General features: G+C 69.7%; 19 protein-coding genes and 1 tRNA gene. 10 read left to right on the top strand and 10 right to left on the bottom strand.

Going from position 1 to position 17,050, the window contains the following annotated elements; all coding sequences use genetic code 11:
• Window positions 1-45: 45 nt before the first annotated feature.
• Window positions 46-597 (bottom strand): hypothetical protein, encoded by a 552-nt coding sequence (locus BJ982_RS03185; protein WP_184876382.1) that lies wholly within the window; start codon window positions 595-597, stop codon window positions 46-48.
• Window positions 598-665: 68 nt separating this feature from the next.
• Window positions 666-1,643 (bottom strand): GbsR/MarR family transcriptional regulator, encoded by a 978-nt coding sequence (locus BJ982_RS03180; RefSeq protein ID WP_239123262.1) that lies wholly within the window; start codon window positions 1,641-1,643, stop codon window positions 666-668.
• A gap of 214 nt (window positions 1,644-1,857) precedes the next feature.
• On the opposite strand from BJ982_RS03180, the gene BJ982_RS03175 reads away from it, so the two are divergent.
• The 3 genes from BJ982_RS03175 to BJ982_RS03165 all read left to right on the top strand — a co-directional run bounded on the left by BJ982_RS03175 (window position 1,858) and on the right by BJ982_RS03165 (window position 3,880).
• Window positions 1,858-2,115, top strand: a complete 258-nt coding sequence (locus BJ982_RS03175) for a hypothetical protein (protein WP_184876380.1) — start codon at window positions 1,858-1,860, stop codon at window positions 2,113-2,115.
• 11 nt (window positions 2,116-2,126) lie between these two features.
• Window positions 2,127-3,524 carry a serine hydrolase domain-containing protein gene (locus tag BJ982_RS03170; RefSeq protein ID WP_184876378.1) on the top strand — a complete coding sequence of 466 codons (1,398 nt, stop codon included), beginning with the start codon at window positions 2,127-2,129 and terminating at the stop codon, window positions 3,522-3,524.
• 74 nt (window positions 3,525-3,598) lie between these two features.
• Window positions 3,599-3,880, top strand: coding sequence for a multicopper oxidase domain-containing protein (locus tag BJ982_RS03165; RefSeq protein ID WP_184876376.1), 282 nt, complete (start codon window positions 3,599-3,601; stop codon window positions 3,878-3,880).
• A gap of 37 nt (window positions 3,881-3,917) precedes the next feature.
• Here the strand turns inward: BJ982_RS03165 and BJ982_RS03160 are convergent, their stop codons facing one another.
• The 4 genes from BJ982_RS03160 to BJ982_RS03145 all read right to left on the bottom strand — a co-directional run bounded on the left by BJ982_RS03160 (window position 3,918) and on the right by BJ982_RS03145 (window position 7,083).
• Window positions 3,918-4,124 carry a DUF1918 domain-containing protein gene (locus BJ982_RS03160; protein ID WP_184876374.1) on the bottom strand — a complete coding sequence of 69 codons (207 nt, stop codon included), beginning with the start codon at window positions 4,122-4,124 and terminating at the stop codon, window positions 3,918-3,920.
• A gap of 1,041 nt (window positions 4,125-5,165) precedes the next feature.
• The gene (locus tag BJ982_RS03155) at window positions 5,166-5,606 is read right to left on the bottom strand and encodes a hypothetical protein (RefSeq protein WP_184876372.1); all 441 of its coding nucleotides are present in this window, start codon (window positions 5,604-5,606) and stop codon (window positions 5,166-5,168) included.
• A 412-nt stretch (window positions 5,607-6,018) separates the two neighbouring features.
• A tRNA-Pro gene (locus BJ982_RS03150) sits at window positions 6,019-6,092 on the bottom strand.
• A gap of 85 nt (window positions 6,093-6,177) precedes the next feature.
• On the bottom strand, window positions 6,178-7,083 hold the full coding sequence (locus BJ982_RS03145; RefSeq protein ID WP_184876370.1) for a metallophosphoesterase: 906 nt from the start codon (window positions 7,081-7,083) through the stop codon (window positions 6,178-6,180).
• 56 nt (window positions 7,084-7,139) lie between these two features.
• Between BJ982_RS03145 and BJ982_RS03140 the strand changes: the two genes are divergently transcribed.
• On the top strand, window positions 7,140-7,595 hold the full coding sequence (locus tag BJ982_RS03140) for a GatB/YqeY domain-containing protein (RefSeq protein ID WP_184876368.1): 456 nt from the start codon (window positions 7,140-7,142) through the stop codon (window positions 7,593-7,595).
• A gap of 232 nt (window positions 7,596-7,827) precedes the next feature.
• On the opposite strand, the gene BJ982_RS03135 is transcribed toward BJ982_RS03140, so the two are convergent.
• On the bottom strand, window positions 7,828-10,044 hold the full coding sequence (locus BJ982_RS03135) for a transglycosylase domain-containing protein (RefSeq protein ID WP_307784650.1): 2,217 nt from the start codon (window positions 10,042-10,044) through the stop codon (window positions 7,828-7,830).
• A 299-nt stretch (window positions 10,045-10,343) separates the two neighbouring features.
• Between BJ982_RS03135 and BJ982_RS03130 the strand changes: the two genes are divergently transcribed.
• Window positions 10,344-10,640, top strand: coding sequence for a WhiB family transcriptional regulator (locus tag BJ982_RS03130; protein ID WP_114029663.1), 297 nt, complete (start codon window positions 10,344-10,346; stop codon window positions 10,638-10,640).
• Window positions 10,641-10,781: 141 nt separating this feature from the next.
• Here BJ982_RS03130 and bagB read toward each other — a convergent pair whose 3' ends face one another.
• Window positions 10,782-11,954: an ATPase BagB gene (gene bagB, locus BJ982_RS03125; protein WP_184876365.1), complete on the bottom strand. Its 1,173-nt coding sequence runs from the start codon at window positions 11,952-11,954 to the stop codon at window positions 10,782-10,784.
• 58 nt (window positions 11,955-12,012) lie between these two features.
• Window positions 12,013-13,017 carry an ATPase BagA gene (gene bagA, locus BJ982_RS03120; RefSeq protein WP_184876363.1) on the bottom strand — a complete coding sequence of 335 codons (1,005 nt, stop codon included), beginning with the start codon at window positions 13,015-13,017 and terminating at the stop codon, window positions 12,013-12,015.
• Between the two features lie 179 nt (window positions 13,018-13,196).
• Between bagA and sp36 the strand changes: the two genes are divergently transcribed.
• The 4 genes from sp36 to BJ982_RS03100 are packed head-to-tail and all read left to right on the top strand — an operon-like array spanning window position 13,197 to window position 15,434.
• Window positions 13,197-13,352, top strand: a complete 156-nt coding sequence (gene sp36, locus BJ982_RS03115) for a Sp36 family protein (RefSeq protein WP_184876362.1) — start codon at window positions 13,197-13,199, stop codon at window positions 13,350-13,352.
• Window positions 13,349-13,810 carry a RidA family protein gene (locus BJ982_RS03110; protein WP_184876360.1) on the top strand — a complete coding sequence of 154 codons (462 nt, stop codon included), beginning with the start codon at window positions 13,349-13,351 and terminating at the stop codon, window positions 13,808-13,810. The genes sp36 and BJ982_RS03110 overlap by 4 nt, the downstream gene beginning before the upstream one ends.
• Entirely contained in the window at window positions 13,807-14,640 is an 834-nt protein-coding gene (locus BJ982_RS03105) for an NUDIX hydrolase (RefSeq protein WP_184876358.1), read from the top strand. Before BJ982_RS03110 ends, BJ982_RS03105 begins: the two co-directional genes overlap by 4 nt.
• Complete coding sequence (locus BJ982_RS03100; RefSeq protein WP_184876356.1) at window positions 14,637-15,434, top strand: MBL fold metallo-hydrolase; 798 nt, start codon at window positions 14,637-14,639, stop codon at window positions 15,432-15,434. The genes BJ982_RS03105 and BJ982_RS03100 overlap by 4 nt, the downstream gene beginning before the upstream one ends.
• A 19-nt stretch (window positions 15,435-15,453) precedes the next feature.
• Here the strand turns inward: BJ982_RS03100 and BJ982_RS03095 are convergent, their stop codons facing one another.
• Complete coding sequence (locus BJ982_RS03095) at window positions 15,454-16,134, bottom strand: Crp/Fnr family transcriptional regulator (protein WP_184608933.1); 681 nt, start codon at window positions 16,132-16,134, stop codon at window positions 15,454-15,456.
• 127 nt (window positions 16,135-16,261) lie between these two features.
• Between BJ982_RS03095 and nth the strand changes: the two genes are divergently transcribed.
• The gene (nth, locus tag BJ982_RS03090) at window positions 16,262-16,981 is read left to right on the top strand and encodes an endonuclease III (RefSeq protein WP_373869670.1); all 720 of its coding nucleotides are present in this window, start codon (window positions 16,262-16,264) and stop codon (window positions 16,979-16,981) included.
• Window positions 16,982-17,050: the final 69 nt, after the last annotated feature.

Here is a 17,050-nt window from a genome sequence, read left to right as displayed (position 1 = left end):
GATCCGGTTACTGTCCGTGGACGGCCGAGGCCGCCGCGGGGCATCTCACCGCCGAAGCACGCAGAGCCGCGCCAGAGTAGGCCCGCGCGGCAGAATCCCCGGGCCGGCCCAGGGAACGCCCCCGCCGCTCAGAGCCGGTCGGACGCTCAGGCCGGACCCGAGCACCCTGCTCACGAAGAACACCAACAGCCCGGCGAGAAGCAGCGCCAGGCACACCTCCCCGCCCCCGTGCCCCCCATGACCGGGCATCTGGCCACCGTGCGCCCCGGCCCGCACTCCACCGACCAGGAGGCCCACGCCGGCCGACAGGTCCATGGTGGTGGGCATGCCCGTACCGGCGGGCACGTCCGTGCTGGTCGGCATGTCCGTGCGGGCCGGCGGGTTCACGTCCGCCCGCGGATGCGCGCCGGTCCTCATGTCCCTGTCGGAGGTCATGGCCGCGCCATCGTGCAGGTTCAGGACGCCGGGCATCCGCACCGGCCCCGGAGTGGGCTGAATCCCGTGCATGGCGAACAACCCGGCGATGATGGCGAAGAGCAGAACAGGCCCCGCGATCGCCCGTGCGAGCGCCTTGGCCGTGCCCTCCATCACCACCATGTCAGGCTAACGGGTACGTGACGTGCCTCTTCCCCCGGCAACGACCGCGGCCACGAGCCCGCCCTTGCCTACGGCGAACAGTGGTCCTCCGGACGCAGCGCCGCGCGTTGCGCCGGGCTCAGGTGGTCGTCCCTGGGGGTGACGGCGTACGTGCCGGGGCCGGCGCGCCGCAGCGCGAGCGGGTCGGTGAGGTCCGGCCGGTGTTCCGCCGTGCCCAGGGCTTCGGCGGCGCGTTCCCTGGGCCAGCCCAGCGCCGCGGCCAGGTCGTCCACGGTGAGCGGCCGGGCGGCGTACACCAGCGCGGCGAGCGCCGTCAGCGCGTCACGCCCGGTCGTGCCGCTGGAGCCGCCGCCCATCTGCTCGCTGATCCGGCGGAAGAACCCGCCCATCCGTGCCAGGCGGTCCCCGGCGGGCGTGCCGTCGCCGAAGATCTCGACTCCCCACCGCGCGGCCTCCGCGACCTCCGCGTGCGCCCCGGTGTCCGCGCGCCACGCCCGGATCCACACGTCGTCGCCGACGAAGTACCTCTCGCGCCGCCCGCCCTGGTCGGGCTCGCGCCCGACCAGCTCCAGCGTCTCCAGGTGGGCGATGGCCTTGGACACCGACGCCGGGCTGACCCGCAGGCCGCGGACCAGCTCCGCGGCCGTCAGGCTTCCGGCGTCGGAGGTGATCAGGCAGACGAACACCCGGGAGGCCATGCGGGTCAGGCCGGTCCCGGCCAGCAGGCCCGCGAACCGCTCCACGAAGGCACGCGCCGCCTCGGACCGTTCGCCGGGCGGCGGCTCCGTGCCGTGGACGGACCTGCGCCTGCGGGCGCGGGTGCCCGCGGTCTGCTGGGCGTGGTCGGCCAGGTAGTCGCCGGGGCCGGCGTTGCGGGCGACCTCGCGGCTGATCGTGGACGTGGGCCTGCCGAGCCGCCGCCCGATCTCGGCGTACCCGAGCCCTTCGGCGAGCCAGGCCGAGATCCGGCGCCGGTCGTCATGAGTCAGCCTGCTTCCGGGCACTCCGCTCGCCTCCCGTCCGAACGCCTCGGTGCGTTCAGCCACACTACATTGCAACGCCCCCTCGGTGGCATTGCATTGAACGACAATGCTGTTGCAACGATTCTATGCATTCACCTGCGTATTCGCGGCTAGCCCATCGATTTATCGTTGACGGAGATGGAAACGCAACGTAGCCTTTTCTCGCTCGGAAAGTTCATGTCAGAGGTTTCGCATGACAGGGCATTCACCCCCGCAGAACCACGCAAAGGACACGGCTATGCACGTGATGGCGATTTCCGCGATCTCCGACGAGAACGGCTTCTGGAGCTCCCTGAAGAAGGCGCACGGCGGTCTGCCCCAAGGGGCGAAATGGACACTCGCGGTGGCGAGCACCGACGGCGCCAGGGCGGTGAACGTCATCGTGCACGACTCGCTCGACGACGTGCGCGCCTTCTTCGAGGGGTACGCCGCCCCGTTCGCCACCACGGAGTACTTCGAGGCCGACGCCGCCAACGCGGTCGGCCTCCCGAGATAGCGGCCGCCCCGATGACCGACGAACCGGATCTGACGCGCGTCCGCGCCCGGGTGACCGAGCTCCTCGCCGAGTACCGGATCCCGAGCGCGGCGATCGGCGTCCTCCACGACGGGCGGGTCACCGACTTCGCCGTCGGCCTGAAGAACCTGGAGACGCGCGAACCCGCGACGACCGACACCGTCTACCAGTGCGGATCCATGACCAAGACGTGGACCGCCCTCGCCTTCATGCGCTTCGTCGACGAAGGGAAGGTCGGCCTGGACGAGCCGGTGCGGACGTACCTGCCCGGTTTCCGGGTCGCCGACCCCGAGGTCAGCGCCAAGGTCACCCCCCGGCACCTGCTGAACCACACGAACGGCATCGAGGAGGACATCGGAGACCCCGGCGAGGGCGAGGACGTGTACGAGCGCATGGTCGCCACCATCGCCGACGCGCACCAGGTCCACCCGCTCGGCCACACCCACGGATACAGCGCCGCCCTCGGCTACGCGATCCTCGCCCGCGTCATGGAGGTGATCGACGGCAAACCGTGGGACGCCGTCATGCGCGACCGCCTGTTCGTCCCCCTCGGCCTGACGGCCACGACCACCTGGCAGGGGCAGGTGGACCCGGACCGGGCCGCCACGGGATACCTGATCCCGTCCCTCGACGAGGACCCGCTCCTCTCACCCGTGGCCCATCTACCCCGCTCGTTCGGCCCCGGAGGCAACATCGCCTCGACCGCCCGGGAGGTACTCGCGATGGCGCACGTCCTCCTCAACGAGGGACAGGCGCCGGACGGCACCCGCGTCCTCTCGCCGGAGGCCGTCCGCGAGATGACGCGATCCCGCGTGCCGATACCCGACCCGTACACCTTCGGGCCGGAATGGGCCCTCGGCCTGATCGTCTGCGACTGGCACGGCGAGACCGTCTACGCGCACGACGGCAGCACCATCGGCCAGCACGCCCGCCTGCGCGTCCTGCCCGGCTCGGGCACCGCCATCACGATGCTGGCGAACGCGGGACCACGCGACGGCTTCTACCGGAAAGTGTTCGACGAGATCCTCTCCACCCTGAACCTGACCACGATCCCCGCCCTGCCGGCCCCCGACCCGGCGCTCATCCTCGATCTCTCCCGCTACGAAGGCGCCTACGAGCGCCCCGGCATCCGCTACGAGGTACGCGCCGAAGCCGGGAGCCTCGCCCTCACCCTGGTCCAGAACCCCGTGCAGGCCGCCTTCCTCCGCCAACCAGAACGCGTGAGATACGAACTCCGCCCCATCAGCGAAACCCACTTCCTGATGCTCCCCGACGACCCCCGAGAAGACCCCCAGACCGTAGCCATCTACGACTTCACCGACGGCCCGGCCCGCTACCTCCACACCAACTGCCGCGTGAACCCGAGAACCACCGACCCCACCCCCCGGTAAGCGGCGGCCCGATGGATATGTCCATGTTTGGACCTTGAGGGGTGGCTTCGCGGGGTGACGGGCCAAGTCTCGACATGTGCGCCGTACCCCGGCCGTCCCATCCACATACCCCCGACGCCCACCCCGTCCACATCCACGAGATCGCCTTCCAGGTCACCGACCGCCGAGGCTTCGACCACGGCATCCGCCCTCCCGAGCCCTGGGAACGCGGCGACAAGGACACCGTGATCGCCCATCCCCACCAGACGACCCGCCTCAAGGCCCACTTCGACCGCCCCGGCCTCTTCGTCTGGCACTGCCACGTCCTCGAACACGAGGACAACGAAATGATGCGCCCCTACCGCATCGGCCCCTGACCGGCGGTGCGTCCACCGGCGGTGATACGTCCGGCCGTCAGCCCCTCTGGCGCCCGGTGGCCGGGTGCTCGATGTGGGCGTCCGGCCCAGGAAAGACCAGGCAATCATGATCCTGATCGAGCCAGTGCACGTCATACGGCGGCGACCCGTCGTCATGGTGCAGCCCCGTGATGACGCCGACACGACGATGACTCCCCGGCCGCGTCCCCTCAAGAACCAGCCGATCCCCGACTTCAGCCTTCATGTCCGCCTCCTCCCCTCACCCTTCACCTTCCCATCCACTCCCGGCCGGAACAGGTGCCAGACGTCCCATCAAGGCGAAGCGTCATGATTCTCGAGGGACGGCGCCCGCCAGAGATCGAAGGTCAGCTCGTCCGCGACACCGTCCCAGTCGACGAACCCAGTGGTGACCCCACGTCGCCAGGGTAGCCGGACCCCTTGATCGCACCGTGCCCGATCGTGCGGCGCGGAGGGTGGCCCTCCGAGGGCTGGCCCGCGCACGGCCTGACTGCCGGCAGCGGTGCCGCTTGATTGTGGTGTGCATGGAGAACGCTGACGCGGCGTTCGGGGCAGGCGTTGCTGGTATGGGGGCTGCCTGTGGTGGCGGCGATACCTATGGGCAAGGACGCCTTCATGGCGCCTCGGCGTTCATGGTCGTCCGCCTGTAACTTTCCCGCCGATATGTTTCACCACGGCTCGACCGAACCGCGGGTCGGCGTCGGCGACCAGAAGCCAATTACGTCCGCGGACTCGATAGCCGCGGGGAACGTCCTGCGTAAGGGAGCGGGGCAACTTATAGCCTGGGTCGACGGTATAGAATATGACATCTGCGGTGCCGGTGTTACACAGTCCAGTATGTAATTCATTCGTAGTGGTGTGGAGTCTCTCCTCGCAATTGATTCGCAGGTCGTTCACCAGAATAAGGATGTCCCTGGGTGACGTGAAGGTTCCACCATCAGTGCGCCGTGCGAAGCTCCTGGCCTTCCCGTCGGGGGAATGTGGAAACCACAACTTCGTGGACTCTGGAACGCTGTGCTTGGTGGTAACGGCGACAGGGTGACGTTCACCCGAAGGGCTTCGGCCGTACAGTCCCACTGCTGCGGCAACAGCGCCTGCGCTGAGGACAATCGTCGATAACCCGATCAGAATTTCCCTTGCCCTGATGAGCTGTCTCCTTATTCGCGCTGGACCAACTGCCCTGCGGACTCCCGTGACCCGGGCGGTGAGGCAGATGTTGAACTGTCGACGTACCACTCCATCGGTGTAGGCGAGCGGCCACCTCGGCCTACTTCAGGATGCGACTTAGGTCACTTCCCGGGGCGAAATGCGCGAGTCGGCTCGGATCCCGAGCTGTCTCCATGTCCTCTTCCCAGCCGACGGCGAGGGTCACGATGTAATCCCGAATGCCGGCGCTCTCCAGGATCAGGCACCGTGACCGCTGATCGATACCGCTGTTCTCCGCGTGAATCCAGCTCGCCTCCTCTTGGGTGGCGCATCGGATGACGAGGCCGTGGTATGCGTGTTGGAGTTTCGTCACTCTCACCGGCTTGAAAAGGACGTCGATTCGGGACTGGTCTCCTTCACCGCGTGTGGCCGTCGATGTGCGAAGCAAGAGTTGACCATGACTGACGGTGTAGGCCCAGACGCTGAAGTAACGGTCCGAGCGGAAAAGTTCGGTGCCTGGTACGAACTGATCATCGGTGTTGAGCCACGCGCGTGCGAGCATACGATAGATCTTGTCACTGCCCCTGTGACTACCAAACCAATCCGGGATTCCTAGTCATTAGATCACGATAGTTATGCCATTTTCGGCCATCTCCTCGCGCGTGAACGTCAATCTGGTATCACGTGGACCTGCACGGTGATCCGGACGCGAATCCGCCCGTCCCGCCTCATCTGGCCGTATGGCGGTCGGCACGCGCAGGAGGCGACACCAAGGCCCGCAAGTCCCGGCGCACCCCTGCTCTGTCCAAGCGGTGCATCACACGTTCGGCGCGACGGGCGGCGTCGCCATGGATCAGATCTTCGGGCAGCAGTGCACCTGTGGGCTGGGGGCGGTAGGCACTCAGCTGGTCACCCGGTAACGCAGAAGGCCGGGTCCGAAGATCGGAACCGGCCTTTGAGCTGGTACTGCTGGGTCGGGGTGGCGGGATTTGAACCCACGGCCTCTTCGTCCCGAACGAAGCGCGCTGCCAAGCTGCGCTACACCCCGGTGCACTGGCTGTTTTGCTTGTGCTCGCATGAGTCTAGCGGACTTTGGCGGTGCTCGCGTCACCCTGGAGGGTGATCGAGGAGGGTCAGGGGCGGGCGGGGCGGCGGGGGACGAGGGTGAGCAGGGTGGCCTCCGGGGGGCAGGAGAAGCGGACGGGGGCGAAGGGGGAGGTGCCGAGGCCCGCGGAGACGTGGAGCCAGGCAGAGTCGTGCCTGTGGAGGCCCTTCACGCGGGCGCGGTCGATGCCGCAGTTGGTCACCAGGGCGCCGTAGAAGGGGATGCAGAGCTGGCCGCCGTGGGTGTGACCGGCGAGGAGCAACTGGTAGCCGTCGGCGGCGAAGCGGGACATGTTGCTGGGCTCGGGGGAGTGCATGACCCCGAGGCGCAGGTCGGCCTCGGCGGGGGTGGGGCCCGCGATCTCGTCGTAGCGATCGCGGTTGATGTGCGAGTCGTGGATGCCGCCCACGAAGACGTCCAGATCGCCCACCTTGATGCTGGCGGTGGTGTTGTTCATGTCCAGCCAGCCCGCCGCCGTCATGCCCTCGCCGAGCTCCGGCCAGGGCAGGTCGGGGACGCTGCGCCGGCTGTCGCCCTTGGACGAGCGCCACAGGTAGCGGGCGGGGTTCTTGAAGTGCGGCGAGTACAGGTCGTTGGACCCGTAGACGAACAGGCCCGGACGTGCCAGCAGGGGCTCGACGGCGCGCAGATAGGCCGGGACGGCGTCCGGGTGGGCGATGGTGTCGCCGGTGTTCACCACGAGGTCGGGTTCGAGGGCGTCCAGCGAGCGGACCCAGTTGATCAGGCGGGTGCGCCCCGGCGTGAGATGCAGGTCGGAGAGCTGGAGAATGCGCACCGGACGCTGCCCCGGCGGGAGGACCGGCACGTCGAAGCGGCGCAACCGGAACCAGTTGCGCTCGACGACGGACGCGTAGCCGAGCCCGGCGACGCCGAGACCGAGCAGGGACAGGGGTATCGCGGCAGCTTTCCTCACCCCTTCATGATGCCCGAGCCCACCCGCCCCCGCCTCCTCACGGCAAGATGGTCGCCATGAGTGCTTTGAAGGACAAGCTGAAGGCCGATCTCACTACGGCGATGAAGGCGCGGGACGAGCTGCGGACGCGGACGATCCGCATGGCTCTGGCGGCCGTCAGCACGGAGGAGGTCGCGGGTAAGGAGGCCAGGCAGCTCTCGGACGACGAGGTCGTCAAGGTGCTGACCAAGGAGGCCAAGAAGCGGCGGGAGGCGGCGGAGGCCTTCGCGGGGGCCGGCCGGGCCGAGCAGGCGCGGGCCGAGCAGGACGAGCAGGGCGTCCTTGAGGAGTATCTGCCGGCGCAGCTCAGCGACGAGGAGCTCGATCGTCTGGTCCAGGAGGCGATCGCCGAGAGTGGCGCCGAGGGGCCGAAGGCGATGGGCCAGGTGATGAAGGTCCTCAACCCCAAGGTCGCCGGCCGCGCGGAGGGCGGCAGGGTCGCCCAGGCGGTCCGCGCCCACCTGGCCGGCTGAGGGACGGACGGACGTCGTTCGCGGGAGGGATGCGGGCTCAGGCCGTCCGCGCCCGCCTCACCGACTGAGGGACGGACGTCGTCGGCTGAGGGACGGCCACCTACCAGTGCGCCGGCCGAGGGGCCGGGCACGGGTCCCAGGCGGGCTGGAGGCGTGGGACACAAGCCGAAGGGGCCCGCCGCGGTGTGATGGCCGTGGCGGGCCCCTTCGGCTGTGTGGAGCCGGGGCTGGGTCAGTCCCGGGCGATGCCAGGGGTGACGGGGTAGATGCCGGTGCCGCCGCCGCCGGTGGGGATGTCGGGGATGTTAGGGATGTCCCCGCCGCCGTCGTTGCCGTTCGGCACCTCGAACGGGCCGCCGTCCTCGCCGTGGGTCTTGCGCGGCGGCTTGGGCGCGCAGGCGCCGCTGCATCCGCCGAACTGGCTCATGTCCGGCGACGTGAACGACGAGGCCTCGATGCCCTTCAGCGCCTTGAGGAACGTCTCCTTCCAGATGCGCCCGGAGATCGTCGCGCCGAACACCTCGCCGTAGTAGCGGCCGCCGATGCGGATGTTGCGCAGCGGGTGGGTGTAGGAGCCGCGCGGGTCGCCCAGGCTGACGGCGCCCGCCAGGTCGGGGGTGTACCCGGCGAACCAGGCGGTCATGGAGCCGTCGGTGGTGCCGGTCTTGCCCGCCGCGTCGCGGCCGATGCCGCCGACGCCGGACATGGTGCCCTTGGTGAAGACCCCGGACAGGATGCCGCTGACGGCGTCGGCGACCTTCTCGTCGAGCGCCTGCTTGCAGTCGGGCTTGAACTGGGTCTTCTTGCCGGTGCGGTCGGTGATCGAGGTGATCGCCATCGGCTTGCAGTAGCTGCCGCGGGAGGCGAACGTGGCGTAGGCGGCGGCTACCGTCACCGGGTCCATCTCGTTGACGCCGAGGGTGAAGGTCTCGACCTCGCTCAGCTTGCGGCCGTCGGCGCGCTTGATACCGAGGTCCTTGGCGGTCTTGACGACGTCGCAGAGCCCGACCTTCTGCTCCAGTCGGAGGAAGAAGGTGTTCACCGAGCCCCAGGTGCCGGTTCTGAGGGTCTTGAACCCGCCGCCACCTTCGGAGTTGTGGGCCACGTGGCTGGGGTCGCCGACGTTCTCGCCCTTGCAGTTCTTGAAGTCGCTGTACCCGCCGGCCTGGTAGCTGCTGCCCGAGTTGATGCCGTCGTCGTAGCGCATGCCCTCTTTCAGGGCCGTGGCCAGCGTGAACGCCTTGAACGTGGACCCGGCCTGGAAGCCGGTGCCGCCGCCGTGCGCGACGTCGGCGACGAGGTTGTAGTTCGACTCGTTCTTCTTCTTGCTGCCGCCGAACTTGCGGCTCGCGGCCATGGCCTTGATGGCGCCGGTGCCGGGCTCGATGAGGGCCTCGGCGGCGACGGGCTTGTCGGAGGCGTGGACGAACTTCTTGATCGCCTTCTCGGCGGCCTTCTGCATCTTCGTGTCGAGCGTCGTCCTGATGACGAGGCCGCCCCGGTTGAGGAACTCCCGGCGGGCCTTCTCGGTCTTGCCGAACTGCGGGTCGTTGAGGATCTCGTGCTGGACGTACAGGCAGAAGTAGGGGTACTTGCTCTGCTCACACCCGCCGGGGATGGCGATGTCCTTGTACGTCAGCTTCTTGGTCTTGGCCTCGATCGCCTGCTGTGTCGTGATCTTGCCGAGCTCGGCCATGCGGTCCAGGACGACGTTGCGCCGGGCCAGCAGGGCGGCCCTCTGCTGCTTGCCGAGGTTGGGGTCGGTCGCGTTGGGGTTCTGCACGGCCCCCGCGAGCGTGGCGGCCTCTTCGAGGTTCAGCTCGGAGGCCGGCTTGTCGAAGAACCGCTTGGACGCGGCCTGGATGCCGTACGAGCTGGCGCCGAAGTAGGCGATGTTCAGGTACTTCTCAAGGATCTGGTCCTTGGTGTTCTGCTGCTCGACCGCCATGGCGTACCGCAGCTCGTTGAGCTTGCGCGACACGGTCGGGGCGATGGCCGCGGCCTTCTCCTCCTCGGTCTCGGCCTTGTTGAAGATCACCTGCTTGACGTACTGCTGGGTGATCGAGGAACCGCCCTGGGCCACGCCGCCGGACTGGAAGTTCTTCATGAGAGCGCGGACGGAGCCTTCGAGGTCGAGGGCGCCGTGCTCGTAGAAGCGGAAGTCCTCGATGGCGATGATGGCCTGGCGCATGATGGGCGCGACCTTGTCCAGCTTCACTGATTCGCGGTTCTGGTAGTAGAACTGCGCGAGTTTCGCGCCGCTGGCGTCGCGGATCACCGTCTTCTCGGGAAGCAGGGGCTCCTCGAGGTCTTCGGGTTTGAGATTGAGCACGTCAGTGGTGCTCTTGACGCCCATGCCGGCACCGCCCACGGCGGGCAGGGCGATCGCCGCGGCCAGGACGCCCGCGGCCACCGCGGCTCCGAGCAGCCGCAGCAGGTTCCCGAACACGGACCCGTGAGCTTTACCTTGAGCTTGCACGAGTCCAAGGGTATGCCGAACCCATGACTCAATAGGTACCCAAAGTCCATTTCGCATTGACTCGCCCGCTACCCGGCTCGGAGATGACTAGTCATTCCCGGCCACATGGCCTGACATGACCATGTGGGAAATTGACCCGCCCGGGGTCTGTCGGTCCCAACGTCTGGTTGCGTACGTTCTCCTCTGCGGCAACTGAATAAGGAGGCTCGACGCCCGCGCCCGTCGGCCGCCAAGTGACGACTGACCACCTATAGGGGAGTGGGGTCGAAATGTGGATCACGGATTGGACCTCCCGTGCCGCCTGTCGAGGTGCGGATCCTGACGCGTTGTTCGTGCAGGGTGCCGCGCAGAACAGGGCGAAGCTCATCTGCCGAGGATGCCCGGTCCGTACGGAGTGCCTCGCGGACGCGCTGGACAACCGCATCGAGTTCGGTGTCTGGGGGGGCATGACCGAGCGAGAGCGCCGGGCGCTGCTCAGGCGGCGGCCGGATGTGACCTCCTGGCGCGACCTTCTGGAGGTCGCCAAGGAGGAGTACGAGCGGACCAACGAGCTGATCGCCGGCTGAGTTCAGGAGCGGGGGGCGGCGTCGCCTCGCGCTCCGACGACACGACAGAGGGGCTGACGGTTCAGCCCCTCACTGGCGTAACCGGGTCAGAACCGACCTTCCGGGAGAGCACGGCGATCACGGTCGCCGTCCGCCCGCCGGTCACGAGGACAGAAGCTCGCCGATCCGACGCAGGCCGGCGAGGTCATGGACGTCCTCCGGCATCGCGGGAACCTCGGAGATCGGCACGGTGGGGTGTGCCGAGGCGAAGTGGTCGCGCTCCCGGTGCTCGCGAGCGGCGAGTTGCATCCGTCCGGCGTGCAGCCGCAGCACGGCGGCGGTCAGCTCGTGCTCGCCACGCGCTTCCAGATCTTCGGCGGCGGCCGTACTGCGCGCGGCCGAGAGGGCCGGCGCCGGAGATCGATGCACCCGGTTGATCACCAGGCCCGCCAGGGGCATGCGCTCCTCCGCGAGCCGTTCCACGAAGTACGACGCCTCCCGCATCGCGTCCCGCTCGGGCGCGGCGACGACCACGAAGGCGGTGCCGGGGGCCTGGAGCAGGCGGTAGGTCTGCTCCGCACGCTGCCGGAACCCGCCGAACACGGCGTCGAGCCCGGCGACGAACGTCTGGATGTCCTTGAGGAACTGCGCGCCGAGGATCTTCGTCAGCACCCCGGCCACCAGGCCGAACCCGGCGTTGAGCAGCTTGAACGCGCTGCGGCCCCCGGCCTTGGCCGGAGCCGTCAGGATGCGGATCAGCCGCCCGTCCAGGAAGCGGCCGAGCCGCTCGGGGGCGTCGAGGAAGTCCAGCGCGGACCGCGACGGGGGCGTGTCGACGATGATCAGGTCCCATTCGTCCGAGCGGCGCAGCTGGCCGAGCTTCTCCATGGCCATGTACTCCTGCGTGCCGGAGAAGCTGGACGACAGCGACTGGTAGAAGGGGTTCGTGAGGATCTGCCGGGCGCGCTCGGGGTCGGCGTGCGCCTCGATGATCTCGTCGAAGGTCCGCTTCATGTCGAGCATCATGGCGTGCAGCTCGCCCGTCCCCTTGACGCCGGCGACCGGCCGCGGGGTGTTGTCCAGCTCGGTGAGCCCCATGGACTGCGCCAGGCGGCGCGCCGGGTCGACGGTGAGCACCACGACGCGACGCCCCCGCTCGGCGGCCCGCAGCGCCAGCGCCGCCGCCGTCGTCGTCTTGCCCACCCCGCCGGAGCCGCAGCACACCACGATGCGGGTGCCCTCGTCGTCGAGGATGGCGTCGAGGTCGAGGACGGGCGAGACCCGGCGGCCGGTGTGGGCGGCCTGGCCGGTCGGGTCCGGGATGGTCGTGGTCATGACGGGGAGGTCCTCCGGTGGGGGCTTCGCCTGACGATGTGCCCGATGTGCCCGACGTTCACGCCGCTCCCTGCGCGCGGATGGCCTGCGCCAGCTCGTGCAGCCCGGCCAGGTCGGCGCCGTCGGTCAGCAGCGGCAGGTCATAGCGCGGGATCTTGGCTCGGGCCAGCGCACGGCGCTCGCGCCGTTCCAACGACGTGCGCCGGGCATGCTCGGCGATCTCGGCGGCCAGGGCCTCGGCGATCGCGGACGCGTCGGCGGGGCCGTCGGCGAGCCCGGCGGCCTTGAGCCCGAGCGCCAGCTCGCCCGGGTCGAAGGAGCCCTTCGCGGCGGCGTCCAGGGCGACCTTGGGCAGCAGCTCGGGGCGCACCATGTTGATGAAAACGCCGCCCACGGGCAGGTTGGCGGCGCGCAGGCTCTCGACGCCGTCAAGGGTCTCCTGAACGGGCATCTCCTCCAGCAGCGTGACGAAGTGCACGGCGGTCTCGGGCGAGGCCACGACGCCGCGCACCAGGTCGGCGTGGTTCTTGACCGGGCCGATGCGGGCGAGCCCGGCGACCTCGGAGGTCACGTTGAGGAAGCGGGTGATCCTGCCGGTGGGCGGCGCGTCCATGACGACGGCGTCGTACAGGCGCCTGCCCGACTTGTCGCGGCGGCGCACGGCCTCGCTGGTCTTGCCGGTGACGAGCACGTCGCGCAGGCCGGGGGCGATGGTTGTCGCGAAGTCGACCAGGCCGATCTTGTTGAGCGCCTTGCCCGCGCGCCGCATGCCGTAGAACATCTCGACGTATTCGAGCATGGCCTCTTCGGGGTCCACGGCGAGGGCGTAGACGTCGCCGCCGCCCGGGGCGACGGCGATCTTGCGCTCCTCGTAGGGCAGTGGCGGGGTGTCGAAGACCTGGGCGATGCCCTGCCGTCCTTCGACCTCGACGAGGAGGACCTTCTTGCCGCCCGCGGCGAGGGCCAGTGCCAGGGCGGCGGCCACCGTGGTCTTGCCGGTGCCACCCTTGCCGGTGACGACGTGCAGCCGCACGCCGTCCCAGTCGATGTCGCGAGCGCTCACGTCTCGAAGGCTACCCAACGGTCACTTGGCGATTCGCCGTTCCCCACCCCCTCGACACCCGCCCGTCGCCCATGACCGGCGAAAAGCCCTACACCAGGGGCTTTTCCGGTCATCGTTGATAGTTTGCAAAAGGTCCCCGCCCGGGACCCGGCCGCCCCCGATCCGTCTACAGTCTCACCATGAACAGCTTCGAATACGCGACGGTCCCGCTGCTGACCCATGCCACCAAGCAGATCCTCGACCAGTGGGGCGAGGACGGCTGGGAGCTCGTCACCGTCATCCCCGGCCCGAACGCCGAGCAGCTCGTCGCCTACCTGAAGAGAGTGAAGCAGTGAGCACACCCGAGGAGCGGCTGGCCGGGCTCGGCCTGACGTTGCCCGAGGTCGTGCCGCCGCTGGCCGCGTACGTGCCGGCCGTGCGCACGGGCGATCACGTGTACACCTCGGGCCAGTTGCCGCTGGTGGACGGCAAGCTCGCCGTCACCGGCAAGGTCGGCGCCGACCTGGACGCCGACCTGGCCAAGGAGCAGGCCCGCGTCTGCGCGCTGAACGCGCTGGCGGCGGTGGCCTCGGTGGCGGGCGGCCTGTCCAACATCGTGCGCATCGTCAAGGTGGTCGGCTTCGTGGCGAGCGCTCCGGGCTTCACCGGCCAGCCGCAGGTGATCAACGGAGCCAGCGAGCTTCTGGGCGAGGTGTTCGGGGACGCCGGGCGGCACGCGCGCAGCGCCGTCGGCGTCGCGGTGCTGCCGCTGGACGCCCCGGTCGAGGTGGAGCTGATCGCCGAGGTGAGATGAACGGCATCCCGCTGCGCGGCGAGTCCGGTGTGCGGGCGCGGGCGATCCTCGCCGGTGAGATCGCCCCCGTCCCGGCCAGGGACGCCGCGACCGTCGTGCTGCTGCGCCCCTCGGGCGGCGGCGTAGAGGTCTACCTGCTCAGGCGCAGCACGAGCATGAGCTTCGCCGCCGGGGCGTACGTCTTCCCCGGCGGCGGCGTGGACCCGCGTGACGCCGACCGCCGGGTGGCCTGGGCGGGCCCCTCCCCGGAGGTGTGGGCGCGCGCGTTCGGCGCGGACGCCACGACGGCGCGCGGGCTGGTCTGCGCGGCCGTGCGCGAGACGTTCGAGGAGTCCGGCGTGCTGCTGGCGGGGCCGAGCCCGGACACGCTGGTCGCCGACACCACCGGCGACGACTGGGAGGCCGACCGCGAGGCGCTGATCGCCCGTGAGCTGTCGCTGGCGGAGTTCCTGGACCGGCGTGGCCTGGTGCTCAGGACCGACCTGCTGCGGCCCTGGGCGCACTGGATCACGCCGGACGTCGAGAGCAAGCGGTTCGACACGCGGTTCTTCGTGGCGGCGCTGCCGCCGGGCCAGCGCACCCGCGACGTGGGCGGCGAGGCCGACCAGGTGGCGTGGATGCGCCCCGGCGAGGCGCTGCGCCGGGCGGACGCCGGAGAGATCTTCCTGATGCCCCCGACGATCCGCACGCTGACGGAGGTCGCGGCGTTCGAGGACGTCGCGTCGGTCCTGGCCAGCGAGCGGCGGGTCGTGACCTTCCAGCCGCGCGCCGCCGAGGTGGAGGGCGAGATGTGGCTGGTCATCCCCGAAGGTCATGATGGGGTGTCATGAGCGGCCTGCGAATCCCCCTCGGCGGTCCGGACGGCTCCGGCACCACGCGCGCGACCGGCGTGCTCGCGCCCAACGCCTCGCCCATGACCCTGGACGGCACCAACACCTGGGTGATCGGCGAGCCTGACGCCGCGACCGCGCTGGTCGTCGACCCGGGGCCGGACGACGAGCGGCACCTGCGCCGCGTCGCCGGCCACCTGGGCGACCGGCGTGTGGCCGCGATCCTGCTGACCCACGGGCACGAGGACCACAGCGGCGGCGCCGCGCGGTTCGCCCGCATGGTCGGCGCGCCGGTGCGCGCCCTGGACCCCCGGCACGTCCTCGGTGACGAAGGGCTCTGCGACGGCGACGTGGTGACCGGCGGCGGCGTCGAGCTGCGCGTCGTCGGCACGCCGGGGCACTCGTTCGACTCGCTGTGCTTCTGGCTGCCCGCCGACGAGGCGATGCTGACCGGCGACACGATCCTCGGCAGGGGGACGACGGTGATCGCCCCCGACGGCGACCTCGCCGACTACCTGCGCAGCCTGGACCGGCTGCGGGCCGGCGCGGAGGTCACCGCCGCCAAGGCCCTGCTGCCGGGGCACGGCCCGGTGCTGCCCGAGCCGATCGCCGCGCTGGACGCCTACATCGCCCACCGGCGCCAACGCCTGGACCAGATCGCCCGCGCACGGCGGGACGGCGCGGGAACGCCCGCCGAGATCGTCGCGATCGTGTACGCGGGGTTGGAGGAGGACCTGCAACCGGCGGCCGAGATGTCGGTGCGGGCGCAGCTCGCCTACCTCGACGGCGCGTGACCGGCGGCGTCCGGCGCGCTCAGCGGGAGCGGGCGTAGAGGCGGTCGGCGTCCATGATGACGACGGCCTTGGCCTCGATGCGCAGCCAGCCGCGCTGGGCGAAGTCGGCCAGCGCCTTGTTGACGGTCTCGCGGGAGGCGCCGACGTACTGCGCCAGCTCCTCCTGGGTGAGGTCGTGGTGGACCCGCAGGCCCTCCTCGGTGCGCTGGCCGAAGCGCTCGGCCAGGTCGAGCAGCGCCTTGCCGACCCGTCCGGGGACGTCGGTGAAGACCAGGTCGGCCATGACGTCGTTGGTGCGCCGCAACCGCTGGGCGAGGGCGCGCAACAGGTGGAGGGCGACCTCGGGACGCCCGGTCAGCCATGGCCGCAGGTCGTCGTGCCCCAGCCCGGCGAGCCGGACGTCGGTGAGCGCGATGGCGCTCGCCGTACGGGGACGCGGGTCGAACAGCGAGAGCTCGCCGAACATCTCGCCTGGTCCGAGCACGCTCAGAAGGTTCTCGCGGCCGTCGGGGGCGGTGCGGATCAGCTTGATCTTCCCGTCCAGGACGACGTAGAGCCTGTCGCCGGTCTCGCCCTCACTGAACAAGGTCTGGCCCTTGTGGAGCTGGACCTCGGTGATGCTCGTGCGGAGCGCGGCGGCACCCTCGCGGTCGAGCGCGGCGAACAAAGGGGCCTTACCCAGCACGTCGTCGGTATTCACGGTGCCTCCTCGTTCCAGTGTCGCGCCCGCACGACTGCGCACCACGCCTGGGGGGCGCGCGCTGTTAGACATTGTGACGTACCGCATCAAGGGAGTCTCATGGAGCCCGTCCGCGTAGGCTGTCGGGGTGCCCCGCAAAGTGACCTCCGCTGGGGAGTCCCGGCTCGCCCTGGTGCGCCGAGCCCGGCGAATGACCCGAATCCTGGCGGAAACCTATCCCGATGCCCACTGCGAACTCGACTTCGGCAACCCTCTTGAGCTGCTGGTCGCGACGATTCTCTCCGCGCAGTGTACGGACAAAAGGGTCAACATGGTTACTCCCGTACTCTTTGCCAAATATCGGACAGCGGCTGACTACGCGGGCGCCGATCGCGAAGAGCTGGAAGAGATCATCCGGTCGACGGGCTTCTTCCGCGCCAAGGCCAACAGCATCATCGGCATGGCCCAGGTCGTGTGCGAGCGCTACGGCGGCGAGGTCCCCGGCAAGCTCAAGGATCTGGTCACGCTGCCCGGCGTCGGCAGGAAGACCGCCAACGTGGTGCTCGGCAACGCCTTCGACGTCCCCGGCATCACGGTGGACACCCACTTCCAGCGGCTCACCCGCCGCTTCGGCTGGACCACCGAGACCGACCCCGTCAAGATCGAACACGCCGTGGGCGAGCTGATCCCCAAGAGCCAGTGGACCGACATGTCCCACTACCTGATCTGGCACGGCCGCCGCATCTGCCACGCGCGCAAGCCCGCCTGCGGCGTGTGCCCGCTCGCGACCCTCTGCCCGTCCTTCGGCGAGGGCCCCACCGAGCCCGACAAGGCCGCCAAGCTGGTGCGCACCGGGCCCTTCTCATAGGACGGTGTGCCGGGGCTCCCGGCCGGAACCTGGCGGAACTGCGGGGAAGCAGCCGCGCGGCGCCGATGT

The sequence above is a fragment of the Sphaerisporangium siamense genome (genome assembly GCF_014205275.1).
In the GTDB taxonomy this organism is placed as follows: domain Bacteria; phylum Actinomycetota; class Actinomycetes; order Streptosporangiales; family Streptosporangiaceae; genus Sphaerisporangium; species Sphaerisporangium siamense.
Note: the sequence above shows the minus strand (reverse complement) of the source record. Positions and strands in the feature narration are given on the sequence as shown.

Coding starts and splice junctions, on each gene's coding strand:
- BJ982_RS03185 (WP_184876382.1), bottom strand. CDS start 597: ATGGTGGTGATGGAGGGCACGGCCAAGGCGCTCGCACGGGCGATCGCG.
- BJ982_RS03175 (WP_184876380.1), top strand. CDS start 1,858: ATGCACGTGATGGCGATTTCCGCGATCTCCGACGAGAACGGCTTCTGG.
- BJ982_RS03170 (WP_184876378.1), top strand. CDS start 2,127: ATGACCGACGAACCGGATCTGACGCGCGTCCGCGCCCGGGTGACCGAG.
- BJ982_RS03165 (WP_184876376.1), top strand. CDS start 3,599: ATGTGCGCCGTACCCCGGCCGTCCCATCCACATACCCCCGACGCCCAC.
- BJ982_RS03160 (WP_184876374.1), bottom strand. CDS start 4,124: ATGAAGGCTGAAGTCGGGGATCGGCTGGTTCTTGAGGGGACGCGGCCG.
- BJ982_RS03155 (WP_184876372.1), bottom strand. CDS start 5,606: ATGCTCGCACGCGCGTGGCTCAACACCGATGATCAGTTCGTACCAGGC.
- BJ982_RS03140 (WP_184876368.1), top strand. CDS start 7,140: ATGAGTGCTTTGAAGGACAAGCTGAAGGCCGATCTCACTACGGCGATG.
- BJ982_RS03130 (WP_114029663.1), top strand. CDS start 10,344: ATGTGGATCACGGATTGGACCTCCCGTGCCGCCTGTCGAGGTGCGGAT.
- bagB (WP_184876365.1), bottom strand. CDS start 11,954: ATGACCACGACCATCCCGGACCCGACCGGCCAGGCCGCCCACACCGGC.
- sp36 (WP_184876362.1), top strand. CDS start 13,197: ATGAACAGCTTCGAATACGCGACGGTCCCGCTGCTGACCCATGCCACC.
- BJ982_RS03105 (WP_184876358.1), top strand. CDS start 13,807: ATGAACGGCATCCCGCTGCGCGGCGAGTCCGGTGTGCGGGCGCGGGCG.
- BJ982_RS03100 (WP_184876356.1), top strand. CDS start 14,637: ATGAGCGGCCTGCGAATCCCCCTCGGCGGTCCGGACGGCTCCGGCACC.